Genomic DNA, 12,949 nt, shown 5'->3' on the forward strand with positions numbered 1-12,949 from the left:
CCTCACCCCAACCCTCTCCCCCCCAAGGGGGGCGAGGGGGAAAGGGAGCTGACCGTCGTTGGTTTCAGAAACTGAGTTCGACTGAAGACGTTCAGGTCGATGGATTTCGAACAGACACCTCGGTAAGTTCCCTCTCCCTCCGGGAGAGGGTTAGGGTGAGGGGGCTGTTCCTGATTGACACCCTGATACCCTTCACACACCACCCATCCCAAACCGAGAGGATCCATGGCCCTCCCCAGCCGTCGCTCACTTTTCCCCTTCCTGACCTGGCTGCCTCGGCAGACTCGCGCCAGCGTCGGGCGGGACCTGGTCGTCGGCCTCAGCGGGGCGATTCTCGCGTTGCCCCAGTCGATTGCCTACGCCTTGATCGCCGGTCTCCCACCGGAATACGGGCTCTATGCCGCCATCGTCCCGGTGTTGATCGCCTGCCTGTGGGGCTCGTCGTGGCATCTGATCTGCGGGCCGACGGCAGCGATTTCGATTGTGCTGTTCGCCAGTGTCAGTCCGTTGGCCGTGCCTGCGTCACAGGACTACATCACCCTGATCCTGCTGCTGACCTTCCTTGCCGGGATTTTCCAGTGGCTGCTCGGCCTGTTGCGCTTCGGCGCGCTGGTGAATTTCGTCTCACATTCCGTAGTGCTGGGTTTCACCCTCGGCGCTGCGGTGGTGATTGCCATCGGTCAATTGCCGAACCTGCTGGGGCTGGATCTGCCGGCCAAGGCCACGGCGCTGGCCAGCCTGATGGATCTGCTGCGCCATCTCGGGGCGGTGGATCAACCGTCGCTGGTTCTTGGTGTGGCGACGGTGGTGGTCGGTGCGTTGCTCAAACAATGGCTGCCGCGCTGGCCGACGCTGTTGATGACCTTGGTCCTCGGCAGTCTGGTGGTGTGGCTGTGGCCGGCGATGTTCGGCCATGTTCAACTGGTCAGCGCGTTTGTCGGGCGCTTGCCGCCGTTCAGTGGATTGCCGCTGGATATGGACCTGATCCTGCGCCTGCTGCCCAGCGCCGTGGCGGTGGGCATGCTCGGGCTGGTCACCAGCCTGTCGATTGCCCGTTCAATTTCCGCACGCTCGCAACAGCTGCTCGACGCCAACCAGGAAGTCCGCGCCCAGGGTCTTTCGAACATTGTCGGGGCGTTCTTTTCGGGATCGTTGTCGGCCGGCTCGTTCACCCGTTCCGGGCTGAGCTACGAGGCCGGGGCCTGTTCGCCGCTGGCCGGGGTGTTTTCGGCGTTGTGGGTGGCGTTGTTCGCGATCTTCGGTGCCGGGCTGATCGCGCACATTCCGATTCCGGCCATGGCCGGCAGCATTCTGCTGATCGCCTGGGGACTGGTGGATCATCGCGGCATTCGCGCGTTGCTGCGGGTCAGCCGGGCGGAATTTGTGGTGATGAGCCTGACCTGCGTCGCCACGTTGCTGCTGGAATTGCAGACGGCGATCTATGCCGGCGTGCTGGCCTCGTTGTTTTTTTACCTCAAGCGCACTTCGCAGCCGAGGGTGCAGCATTGGCGCGATGGTGAAGACGATGTGTTGCGGGTCGGCGGGTCGATCTTTTTCGGCGCGAGCCACTACCTGCAAGTACGCCTGCAACGGATGCATGGCGCGCGGGTGGTGATCGAGGCGCAGCAGATCAACTTCATCGACTATTCAGGCGTGGAAATGCTCCATCAGGAAGCCCGGCGGCTTCTGCGCCAGGATCGCAGCCTGACCTTGCGTCAGGCGCGACCGCAGGTGGTGGAGGAGTTGCGCAAACTCGAAGGGCCGGAGAAATGCCCGATCCGGTTCGAGGACTGAGGGCGCCTTACAGCGCCAACTGCCGACGCAATTCCGCCAGAACCGGCGCAGTGTCCGGACGCACACCGCGCCACAGGAAGAACGCTTCGGCAGCCTGTTCGGCCAGCATGCCCAAGCCGTCCATCACCACGCCTGCGCCATGCTCGCTGGCCCAGCGGCAGAACGCGGTCGGTTCCTTGCCGTACATCATGTCGTAGCACAGCGTCTTGCCGGGCTCGATCAGGCTTGGGGCAATCGGCGGCACGTCGCCAGTGAGGCTGGCGGAGGTGGCGTTGATGATCACGTCCACCGGCTCGCGCAACCAGTCGTAACCACTGGCCGACACCGGCCCCAGGTCGCAGAACAGTTCGGCCAGCAGCTCGGCCTTGTCCACCGTGCGGTTGGCGATGATCACCGAGGCCGGTTTCTCCGCCAGCAACGGCTCCAGCGCACCGCGCACTGCGCCACCGGCGCCAAGCAGCAAAATGCGTTTGCCGGTGAGGCTGAACCCGGCGTTGACCGTCAGATCCCGCACCAGCCCGGCGCCGTCGGTGTTATCACCGAGCAGGCTGCCGTCGGCCAGTTTGCTCAGGGTGTTCACCGCACCCGCGCGTTCGGCGCGGGCGGTCAGGCTGTTGGCCAGGCGATAGGCGTCTTCCTTGAACGGCACGGTCACGTTGGCGCCGCGACCTTCCCGGAAAAACGCCGTGGCGCAGCCGGAAAAATCCTCGAGCGGCGCCAGCAGGGTGCTGTAGTCGAGGCTTTGCCCGGTCTGTTCGGCGAACAGTTTGTGAATCATCGGCGACTTGCTGTGGCCGATCGGGTTACCGAAAACGACGTAACGATCCATCAAAAGTCCTCAGGCCTGGGCCAGCCAGTCGCGGTCTTGCAGGAAGTACTCGGTCAGGCGTGCTTCTTCGCTGCCCGGCTCGGCTTTCCAGTCGTAGGCCCAGCGCACTTGCGGCGGCAGCGACATCAGGATCGACTCGGTACGCCCGCCCGATTGCAGGCCGAACAGGGTGCCACGGTCGTAAACCAGGTTGAACTCGACATAGCGGCCGCGACGGAATTCCTGGAACTCACGCTGCTTGGCGGTGAACGCATCGTTCTTGCGGCGCTGCACGATCGGCAGATAAGCGTCGATGTACGCATCGCCGATGGCGCGCATGAAGGCGAAACTGGTGTCGAAGTCCCACTCGTTCAGGTCATCGAAGAACAGGCCACCGATGCCGCGCGGCTCGTGGCGATGCTTGATGTGGAAGTAGGTGTCGCACCAGGCCTTGTAGCGCGGGTAGACGTCCGGGCCGAACGGCGCGCAGGCCTGTTCGGCGACGCGGTGCCAGTGGATGCAGTCTTCTTCGTTGCCGTAGTACGGGGTCAGGTCGAAGCCACCGCCGAACCACCAGACCGGTTCTTCACCTTCCTTCTCGGCGATGAAAAAACGTACGTTGGCGTGGGACGTCGGCACATGCGGGTTGTGCGGATGGATCACCAGCGACACGCCAAGGGCTTCGAAACCACGCCCGGCCAGTTCCGGCCGATGGGCGCTGGCAGACGGTGGCAGGCCACTGCCGAAGACGTGGGAAAAGTTGACGCCGCCCTTTTCGATCACCGTGCCGTTCTCGATCACCCGGGTCCGACCGCCACCGCCGGCCGGACGGGTCCAGGCGTCTTCGACGAAGCGCGTGCCGCCGTCTTCAATTTCCAGCGCGGCGCAGATGCGGTCTTGCAGGTCGAGCAGATAGGCCTTTACGGCATCGGTGCGGGTCGTCATGGCTTCACCTTGGATCGGGCGGAACTGCGCGGCGCCCCGCGCAAATGGGCGCGTAGCATACCATCGCAAACCGGCACGCCGCAGTTGACGAAGATCAAGCATGAGCGTTCGATAGGGACCTTCCCAAATGACCCAAGGAGTAGGCAGATGGCCAAGCGAATCCAGTTCCGCGCCCACGGCGGCCCCGAAGTGCTCGAGTACGTTGACTATCAACCCGCCGAACCCGGTCCGCAGCAGGTTCGCGTGAGCAACAAGGCCATCGGCCTGAACTTCATCGACACCTACTACCGCAGCGGTCTTTACTCGCCACCGACCTTGCCGTCGGGTGTGGGTGCGGAAGGCGCCGGTATCGTCGAGGCCGTGGGCAGCGAGGTCACCCGGTTCAAGGTCGGTGACCGTGTGGCGTACGGCAGCGGCCCGTTGGGCGCGTACAGCGACGTCCACGTCTTGCCGGAAGCGAATCTGGTGCACCTGCCGGACGCCATCAGCTTCGAAACCGCCGCCGGCGTGATGCTCAAGGGCCTGACCGTGCAGTACCTGCTGCGCCAGACCTACGAACTCAAGGGTGGTGAAACCATTCTGTTCCACGCAGCGGCCGGGGGCGTCGGTTTGCTCGCCTGCCAATGGGCCAGAGCCCTGGGCGTGAAGCTGATCGGCACCGTCAGCTCGAAAGCCAAAGCCGATCTCGCCAAGGCCCATGGCGCCTGGGAAACCATCGACTACAGCCACGAAAACGTCGCCCAGCGCGTGTTGGAATTGACCGACGGGAAAAAAGTCCCGGTGGTCTACGACGGCGTCGGCAAGGACACCTGGCCGGCTTCGCTGGACAGCGTGGCGCCCCGTGGCCTGCTGGTGAGCTTCGGCAATGCGTCGGGCGCGGTTGACGGCGTGAATCTGGGGATTCTGGCGGCGAAAGGCTCGCTGTACGTCACCCGGCCAACTCTGGCGACCTACGCCAACAACGCCGAAAACCTGCAGCGCATGGCCGACGAGCTGTTCGGGATGATCACCAGCGACAAGCTGAAAGTGGATATCAGCCAGCGCTATCCACTGGCTGACGCGGCGAAAGCCCAGACCGAACTGTCGGCGCGGCGCACCACGGGCTCGACTGTCCTGCTGCCCTGACCACCGATGACCTCGTCCCATCTTCATGACGGTGCCGGGGTCTGTTCAGACGTCACAAAAAACGGCGTCTTGCCGGCCAGGGTGGTTTCGAACTCCTGACGAGCAAGACGCTTCACCTCCAGCCCCAGCACACCGGGCAACCTGAACAGTGCGCTGGCTTGTCCTTCAACCTGCAACGCATCTTCAATGACGCTTCGTGTGTCGGCTGTCAGTGAGTCTTCGGCGAGGACCAGACGCATGCGTGCCCCCTCGGGCCGTCGATCAATCTGCACCTGGACATCGGTGGCCTGCAACTGCGGCAAAAGCTGCCGGAGTACGTGCAATACCTGTGACTGGGTGATGAGCGCGCCACCCAGTTTGATCGATGTCTCGACCCGCCCCTCAAGCGCCAGCACCGGCATGGGACTGCCACAGGCACACTTCGTCACTGTGCGCAGGATTCGCCCACGATCCCCGATCCGGTAGCGCAGCAACGGCACATGATCGGGCAGCAGCGGCGTCAGTAAAAACTCACCGGTTTCTTCTTCAGCCACAGCTTGCAGGGTCAGCGGATCAACCACTTCGAGCAACATGGCATCGGCATGCAGGTGATAAGAACCGTGGTCCAGATGGGCACACTGAAAACCGATGGGACCGGTCTCAGTCGAGCTGTAACCCAGCGAGCGGATCTTCAGCGTCGGCCAATCCCGGGCCAACTGGTCCTGCAGCGTTTTACCGCAGGATTCTCCAATGTAGTAAAGCCACTGCAGGCTGCACAATTGCACAGCGCCGACTGTTTCATGATTGAACAACGCGGCGGCGAAGGAGGGTGTGCATATCAACGTATCCACCTTGTGTGCCTGAATCAGCTCGGCAACGCGCTGCACGCCCATCTGTGAACCGCCAGGCAGCAGGCGTGCGCCAATGTGCTGGACGATGGCCGACGCGTATTGAAAGGCGCCCTGCATTTCCCCGGCCATCAGGCAGTTGATGACCACCTCAGGGCGTTCGTCCGTCTCGCCGAACATCCGTGCCCCCAAGGGTACGATTGCAGCGTTGAACGCCCAGGAATGGGTGATCTGTTTGCGATTGCCGGTGCTGCCTCCCGAGGTCAGGGTCAGCCCGCCACCCAGTGCTCGATGTGAAGCTTCACCGAGCGCGGAAAACAGCCCGCCGCCGGACTCGTCTTCCACCGCCAGAACCGGCAGTCGATGCAGATCGGCCAATCCCTGTACTTCCAGGATTTTCGGATACAGCGCACGAAACCATGGCAGTGAGCGTGCGTAAGCCAATTTGTGTGTCAGAGCCTCGGCCGATACATCCGTGACGAGTTCATTGCTCATGGCCGCGCCCTCCCTGACGAATGCCCAGCTCATCGAATCCGCTACGGACGGCGTTCGCCAGACATTCCAGCTGGCGCTGACTGTGACTCGCGCTGATGGCCAGACGCAGAATCGCCTCGCCCTTGGCCACCACCGGAAACAGCGCGGTGGTGACCGCCATACCCTGCCGGCGCAAATGCTGCGCCAGGCTGATCGCATCTTTCTCGGCACCGACGCGGACGAAACGAATGGGGGATGCGACGTGATGATTACCCAGCACTGGCCCCAGCAAACGGTCGATCGTGGCGATATTTCTCCACAGCGCCACCTGCAACTGACCCAATTCCGGCGACAAATGAATTTTCCCCGAAGCAACTGCCGCGCCCACCCCGCCAACTGACAATGGTCCGCCAAACGTGTAGGTCGACGCATGACGCCGGATCATTTCGGCATCCGCTTCGGTGCGCACAGTGATCGCCCCACCGGTTGCACCGAACGCCTTCGACAGCGACGACACCAGGATCAGCCGGCCGCGTTGTCGTTCATCCGCCGCGTCCAGTGCGTAACCACCTCCAGCCACGCCATGGATCGAGGTGCCGTGGGCGTCATCCGCATAGAGATAACCGTCGAAACGCTCCGCCAGTTGCAGCAGCCGGTTGATCGGGTAAACACCGCGCATCGAGCCAATGCTGTCGGTCAGGATAATGGGCGTATTACCCGCCGCGACCGCCGTTGAGCACGCTTCCTCCACCTGCTCTACATCGCTGCAATCGCGGCGCTGTATCGGCCCGAATTGCCAGAGAATGCCTTGCAGCACTTGCATCGAAGCATGAGCGGAACGGTCGACAATCCAGCAGGGGCCACGACGCATGGAATATGAGGGCATCTCGCCGGAGCCGAGCAGCGGCAGACAGCCAAGGTGCGCACTGCCCACCGAGTTGAAGGTGACCGAATGCCCCTGAAATATCCGGTTCAGCAGTTCATCCAGCTCACGCATGGGTGGCAACAGCGCCCGGGTTCGTGCGGCGGCGAACTGCACGCCGAAGGACTCGACGGAGTGCATCGCCTCCTGAATCAAGCGAGGATCACACTCCAGCCCCAGATAAGAACACGAGAGAAACTCGGTCAGCCGTTCACCGCTGTCGAGCTCGATCTCTTTGCCTTCACGTTTAGCCAGTTTCAGACCATTGAGCCCGGCATCGAATAGCTGTTGCTGATCGTCACGCGCTTGCCGGACACGGTTTTTGACCCAATTGACGGTCGGTTGAAAAGTGTTCATCGGGATACCTGCAAAGAGGGTGTGCGGCGATAGATCTGGACATGCCAGAGCTGGGTTTTTTCTCGCGCAATGTCTGCCTGGTACTGCTGGGTGATATCGCAGAAACCTGCGCAATCGGGTCGCACCACATGCAAATGCCCGCGCATGACCACCTGTGCGTTTTCCGACAGGGCCGGTGCCAGGCGCTGCAAAACGTTCTTGCCGGCCGCTTCGGGCATAAAGGAAGGCACGTCCGACAGCGATACGAAATCGATGGCTGTTTCCCCGGCAACACAGTCAAGGATGTCGGTCTGCACCACGCGTAACTCGCACTGCTGAAGCCCCTCGCGGGCCCGCTGGAAAATCTGCGGATCGCACTCCAGCGGAAAGCCCTGTGGATAACGCAGCTCACCGAAAAACAGCATTTGCAGGAAAAAGCTCTCGCGGACCACCTGAGTGGTGAACAACGTATGGAAAATTTCCAGATACGCCGCGCGGGAACTGATTCCCAGGTTGTTGGGTGGAAACGCGCCCTTGTACAGCAGCGAATTGAGGACTGCTGCGTTTCCCAGCAAAGCGATCACGGCTTTCCAGCGCTTGAGGGGAAAGCGGTTTCGGTAATACTCCGTTTGCTCCTCAAGCTGGCTGAACTGAAAAATGCCCCGGCCGGCCTTGCCGGTGAACAGTCCGGTGATCTTCGCCAAGCGCTTCAGGGTCTGCTCGAATGCGCCCATGTAGATCGGCGCTTCCCAACGTCGGGACTGAAAAAACACGGACAGCCAGCGACGATCCGCCGGCGGTAAAACCAGTTGCTGGAAGATGGAGCGGCGTCGCGCCCTCATACTTTCCATTCGATAGCCCATGAACGCCATGAACGACTCGTGATCCGTCTGTTCCAGCAGGGCAAAACGCAATCGGGTAAACGCCAGTTGCGGCGCGCTGATATCGGTACAGGTCATGCGTGCCGGGGCGGCGGCCAATAACGGCAAGAGCCGGCCGCCGCATCCGGCGATACCCAGCACGTGCCCGGCATGTCTGGGCAGGATCGCGTACTCAAGCGCGGTGTCCTCATCGCCGAGCGTGTAGTTGAGCCGGTCGAAATAATCAGCCATGTCTGCCCCCAGCCTTCTGATCTGAACATGGGTGTGAGGCTGTCATTGGTTGTCCAGCGCATGGAGGAAGTCATAACGGGGCGCCAGCCCGTTTTGCCAGGCCTCGAACTGCTCATAAACCGCCTCGAGCATGTTGCCGGTCAGACGCAGACTGGTTTCCATGACGGTGCTAATCGCATCCCAGTCATCCTGACGCTTGCAGGTGCGCTGCAGCATGAGTTTGATTTCATTGAAGTGCTCGATATCAATGTCGGAATGCGCAATGAAGAAAGTCAGTTGCGCGGGTTTGAGCGCCAGCGTTTCACTCAGGCTATTAATGAGCGGAGTGATGAACTGATAGGCATTTTCTGCCCAATAACTATAACCAAGCCGTTGTAACGGGTTACCGGTAAAGGAAATCCAATATAAATAAGCGATCAGCACATCGGTGGCCGGAAGTGCTGGCGGAATATCGAAAATTTCATTCTTCAAACCTAGACTCATGACATCATGCAGAGCCATTTTTTCATGACCGACTTCCTGTGCCGCATGTTCAAAGCAGAACTTGGCATACACCGGATTATCCGCATGTCTAACACCCACCAGTCCTTGATTTCGCGCATTGTGCGCCGTGTAGTGAAAAGTCTGGATCATGTAGATCGCATACAAGGCTTTTGAAACGCTGCCTTCGCGGATGGCATTCACCAGCCGCGAACTTTCCAGAATATCGGCCCATGATTTTTCGATTCGCTCATCGAGCAGGCTTAATTGTTGTTCAAAACTGAGAGGCGTATTCATCAACGGGGGTCTCCAATGGGTTGGCGAGCAGGTGGGCGGACTGTTGAAGTGCTGTGAGGATTTGCTGCCATTGAGCCGAGAGCAGCCAGTAATCGCCGCGTTGGCGCTGTTCGATGCGAAGGGCGTCGGTGGTGATGGGCGTCAGGCCGAAGCGCTGGAACAGTCGCCGCTGCGGTGATCGGCACAGCGCGGTAACGCCCTCATAACCCCGCGTGACCGCCCATTCCGTGGCAGCGGCCAGCAGACCGTTGATCGACATGGGGAACTGAGTTTGCGAGTGACTGATCAAGCGACTGAACTCGACATGGCGCGACAGCGTCGTGGCGGGAGACAGTTGCTGCTGCGCCAGTGAGGCCCATTCGAACGGCGCAGGGGTCACTCTCAATACGGCCGTGGGCCTGTCGTGCTGATACAACAGAAAGTGGGTACTGCGCGAAATAATCGCCAGGCGTGTTTCAAGTGACCTGGCTCTGGGTGTCAACATGTAGTGTTGCAATCGCAATCGAAAATGACGGGAAACAAACCGTTCAAACTCTCGTGTGTCTGATCCTGCTTCAAGAATGACGATGCGATAGTTTTCATGACGCCTTTTAAAGGTCGCCTGAATCTCCTGCAGATAATCCGTTAATTGCGAATCCCTGATATCCATTTCTTCTCCGCAGCCGTTAACTTTTCGAAGTTTTCTGAGCGCATTGAAATAATGAATGGTTTTAGAAAAATCGCCACTGTGTGGCTTCTGAGAATAACGTCGGAAAAATTACAACAATTGAATACTTAAAGATTCATCTGACGTAGAAAGGAAAAATTCAAACAAAACGCGGGGCTATAACTTCAGCTAAATGAAGGAAAAATCGCAGGCACGCGTAGTACCCCTCGCCGTGAAAGCCGAGGAGTACTCACGAAATCAACCAAGGGTGGTATCAGGCCGGGCGCACGATATTGCCGGTGGCCAGATCCCGAATCAGGCTCGGGTTCTTGCGACCGCCAAGCGCTCCGCCGAGCACCAGATCGACCTGACCTCGGAAATATTGCTCGACCCGCAAGCGACTCTTCGCCGCCGGTCGCCCCTGTGGATTGGCCGACGTCGAAATCAACGGCCCGACCAGCGAGCACAGATCCCGCACCTGCGGATGATCGCTGACCCGCAGCGCCACGGTGTCATGCACCCCGGTCACCCACTCCGGCAACAGGTTCTGATGCGGCACCAGCCAGGTGTTCGGGCCCGGCCAGGTGCTGGCCATGCGGTCGATCCAGTCCTGGGGGAAATCCTCGAACAGAAAATCGAACTGACGAATATTGTCGGCGACCAGGATCAAGCCCTTGTCCACCGAACGGTTCTTGATCGCCAGCAGGCGATCCACCGCTTCTTCATTCCAAGGATCGCACCCCAGCCCCCAGACGGCTTCGGTTGGATAGGCAATCACCGCCCCGGCGCGAATCTCTCGTGCGGCTTGTTGCACACGCCAACTGTTAACCATGAAAAACTCTCCGCAAACAGGTTTCGCGCAGTTTACCGATCTTCAATGTAAAACCTAGCTCACGCGCGCAAACCAGCGGCCGTTTTCGCACACCGCGCGGCCATCCATCTCCAGTTCGGTCAGCGCCGCCAGCACTTTGGGCAGCGCCCAGCCACTGCTGTCGGCCAGCCCCTCGCTGGTGTGCGGCGCCGCGAGCAGCAGGCTCAACAATGGGTTCTCCGGATTCGCTGCAGCTGTGGATACCGGCAGGTGCTGCCAGCCGCGCAGCGCTTCGAGAATGTGCTCGATAGTTTCCACCAGCACGGCTCCGTCACGGATCAACTGATGACAACCCCGGGCGCCGGGGTGATGAATCGAACCCGGAATGGCGTAAACCTCGCGACCCTGTTCCGCCGCCAGCCGCGCAGTGATCAACGAACCGCTCGCAACGCTGGCCTCGACAACCAGCACGCCAAGGGACAAACCGCTGATGATCCGGTTGCGCCTGGGGAAGTTGCTCGCCGTTGGCCCGGTGTCCAGAGGAAACTCCGAAAGCACCGCACTGCCAGACGCAATCATCGCGTCCGCCAGCCGCCGGTTGCGCTGTGGATAAAAGTTTTCCAGACCGGTACCGAGCACGCCAACCGTTTGCCCGCCGACGTCGACAGCAGCTTGATGCGCGGCGGCATCGATGCCCAGCGCCAAGCCACTGGTGATGACAAATCCGGCCCCCGCGAGGCTGCGGGAAAACGCAGCGGCAGTGTCCATACCCGGGCGGGAAGCGCGGCGACTGCCGACCATCGCCAGTTGCGGTTTTTCCAGAATCCGTGGGTCGCCAGCGACGAACAGCAAGGGCGGCGGGTCGGGAATCTGCGCCAGCAAGGCCGGATAATCCGGGTGATCCCACATCAGCAAATGTTGATCCGGACGCTCTAGCCAGCGCAATGCGTGGCTGGCGCCATCACGAACTCCAGGGCAGCGTCGGGCCTCGGCGCAAGCCGCCGGCAAGCCCAGCGAGCGCCAGGCGCTGGCGGGAGCGCTGATAGCCTTTGAGGCACAGCCGAAGGCTTCGAACAGTTTGGTGAAACGCTTGGGACCGATTTCCGGCAAGCGGTGCAGGCGCAGGCGCGCTTCCAGTTCCGCCGGGGAAACCGATGGAGAGACAGGCATCATCATGGATCATCCTTGATCGTTATAAGGCCCGAACCTTTCGGAACAAGCTGTGGATAACTCTGTTGGTAACTTGTGAAGCCAGCTAAGGATTTCGCACCTTGTCCAGCACCGCCAGCGAGCGCGATGCGTTCAGCACGAGGCCGTAACTGAGTTTGTCGTAGGTGCGGAACACCATCAGCAATCCGGCGCGTTCATCGGGAATTTTCAGTGGCTGGCCAGTGATTCGGTCACGCACGGTTTCCCCGGTTTTCATCACCACCAGCACGTTGCCCTCGGCCAGGCCGTCGCGTTTGCCCTTGTTCAGGGTCACCACGTCCATTGCACCGATCTGCGTGACGCCGCGCGGCACATCGATGATCAGGCCGTTGATGTCGGTGGTGGGAGCGCTGGGCATGAAGGTCGAGTTGATCGAACGCTCTTCGCCGCTGAACAAGCGGTCGCCCAGGCGCACTTCCTGGGTCGTGCGTTGCAGGGCGAGGGTGGCGACGTCGCCTTCGGTGGCGACGATCTCACCGCCGCCGATGTCGTCGGCGTTGATCCCCAGAAACTCCTTGCTCTGCGGATCGGTGTAGACCTTGCCCTGGCGGAAGATGCCGTAGACCGGCTGGTTAGGATCGAAATGGCCACGGGCGAAGATCCGGTCACCGGTGCCGCTGAGCACCCGTTCGGCATCGCCGGCGACGATGTACGGCGCCTTGTCGAAGTCCTCGACCTTGTCGACGATGCGGTTGCTCAGCAGAAAGCTGTTGATGGATTTGAGCGGAATGCTCGGAATCGCCTCTGCTACCGGGCTGGTGCGGATGCGTGGCGACAACTTGATGGTGCCGCGCGACTCACCGCGATTGACGGTCAGGCGCGGCTGGCCGTTGACGTAACTGAGCGTCAGCGTGTCGCCGGGGTAGATCAGGTTGGGGTTTTCGATCTGCGGATTGGCCCGCCACAGCTGCGGCCACTGCCAGGGTTCGCGCAAATATTTACCGGAGATGTCCCAGAGCGTATCTCCCGAAACCACCGTGTATTGCTGTGGAAAACCTTCCTTGAGTTGCACTTGCCCGTGCGCGGCGCCGGCCGAGGCCAGAAACAGCAGGGCGAGTAGTGATTTCCTCATGCGGTGAATCCCTTTATTATGTGCGTTCGCGTGAAACGCCAGAGCCCCCGTGGCTCGCTCCCTGCTCTATGCTGAAAATCAAGGAGCTACG

Annotated in this window: 12 protein-coding genes; 2 read left to right on the forward strand and 10 right to left on the reverse strand. The window is 60.8% G+C overall.

The window, feature by feature from the left end:
* Window positions 1–225 precede the first annotated feature (225 nt).
* Window positions 226–1,794 carry a SulP family inorganic anion transporter gene (locus AC07XZ_RS24675; protein ID WP_102687896.1) on the forward strand — a complete coding sequence of 523 codons (1,569 nt, stop codon included), beginning with the start codon at window positions 226–228 and terminating at the stop codon, window positions 1,792–1,794.
* Between the two features lie 7 nt (window positions 1,795–1,801).
* On the opposite strand, the gene aroE is transcribed toward AC07XZ_RS24675, so the two are convergent.
* A complete protein-coding gene (gene aroE, locus AC07XZ_RS24680; protein WP_007954078.1) occupies window positions 1,802–2,623 on the reverse strand; it encodes a shikimate dehydrogenase in 822 nt (273 codons plus the stop codon).
* 9 nt (window positions 2,624–2,632) lie between these two features.
* Window positions 2,633–3,547 (reverse strand): oxygen-dependent coproporphyrinogen oxidase, encoded by a 915-nt coding sequence (gene hemF, locus AC07XZ_RS24685; RefSeq protein WP_102687947.1) that lies wholly within the window; start codon window positions 3,545–3,547, stop codon window positions 2,633–2,635.
* A 147-nt stretch (window positions 3,548–3,694) separates the two neighbouring features.
* Here hemF and AC07XZ_RS24690 point away from each other — a divergent pair, with 147 nt between their 5' ends.
* Window positions 3,695–4,672, forward strand: coding sequence for an NADPH:quinone reductase (locus tag AC07XZ_RS24690; protein WP_102687897.1), 978 nt, complete (start codon window positions 3,695–3,697; stop codon window positions 4,670–4,672).
* A 23-nt stretch (window positions 4,673–4,695) separates the two neighbouring features.
* On the opposite strand, the gene AC07XZ_RS24695 is transcribed toward AC07XZ_RS24690, so the two are convergent.
* The 8 genes from AC07XZ_RS24695 to AC07XZ_RS24730 form a co-directional block, all read right to left on the reverse strand.
* Window positions 4,696–5,994, reverse strand: coding sequence for a phenylacetate--CoA ligase family protein (locus AC07XZ_RS24695; RefSeq protein ID WP_102687898.1), 1,299 nt, complete (start codon window positions 5,992–5,994; stop codon window positions 4,696–4,698).
* Window positions 5,984–7,252: an aminotransferase class I/II-fold pyridoxal phosphate-dependent enzyme gene (locus AC07XZ_RS24700; RefSeq protein ID WP_102687899.1), complete on the reverse strand. Its 1,269-nt coding sequence runs from the start codon at window positions 7,250–7,252 to the stop codon at window positions 5,984–5,986. Before AC07XZ_RS24700 ends, AC07XZ_RS24695 begins: the two co-directional genes overlap by 11 nt.
* Window positions 7,249–8,343: a DUF3419 family protein gene (locus tag AC07XZ_RS24705; protein ID WP_102687900.1), complete on the reverse strand. Its 1,095-nt coding sequence runs from the start codon at window positions 8,341–8,343 to the stop codon at window positions 7,249–7,251. Before AC07XZ_RS24705 ends, AC07XZ_RS24700 begins: the two co-directional genes overlap by 4 nt.
* A 42-nt stretch (window positions 8,344–8,385) precedes the next feature.
* Window positions 8,386–9,120 carry an iron-containing redox enzyme family protein gene (locus AC07XZ_RS24710; protein WP_102687901.1) on the reverse strand — a complete coding sequence of 245 codons (735 nt, stop codon included), beginning with the start codon at window positions 9,118–9,120 and terminating at the stop codon, window positions 8,386–8,388.
* Complete coding sequence (locus AC07XZ_RS24715) at window positions 9,098–9,769, reverse strand: GNAT family N-acetyltransferase (RefSeq protein WP_085748018.1); 672 nt, start codon at window positions 9,767–9,769, stop codon at window positions 9,098–9,100. The genes AC07XZ_RS24710 and AC07XZ_RS24715 overlap by 23 nt, the downstream gene beginning before the upstream one ends.
* 271 nt (window positions 9,770–10,040) lie before the next feature.
* Window positions 10,041–10,598, reverse strand: coding sequence for an L-threonylcarbamoyladenylate synthase type 1 TsaC (gene tsaC / locus AC07XZ_RS24720; protein ID WP_007954101.1), 558 nt, complete (start codon window positions 10,596–10,598; stop codon window positions 10,041–10,043).
* Between the two features lie 54 nt (window positions 10,599–10,652).
* The gene (dprA, locus tag AC07XZ_RS24725; protein ID WP_085748017.1) at window positions 10,653–11,753 is read right to left on the reverse strand and encodes a DNA-processing protein DprA; all 1,101 of its coding nucleotides are present in this window, start codon (window positions 11,751–11,753) and stop codon (window positions 10,653–10,655) included.
* A 79-nt stretch (window positions 11,754–11,832) separates the two neighbouring features.
* A complete protein-coding gene (locus AC07XZ_RS24730) occupies window positions 11,833–12,858 on the reverse strand; it encodes a LysM peptidoglycan-binding domain-containing protein (RefSeq protein WP_007954103.1) in 1,026 nt (341 codons plus the stop codon).
* Window positions 12,859–12,949: the final 91 nt, after the last annotated feature.

The organism is Pseudomonas sp. GW458-11-26-14-LB4 (assembly GCF_059423925.1).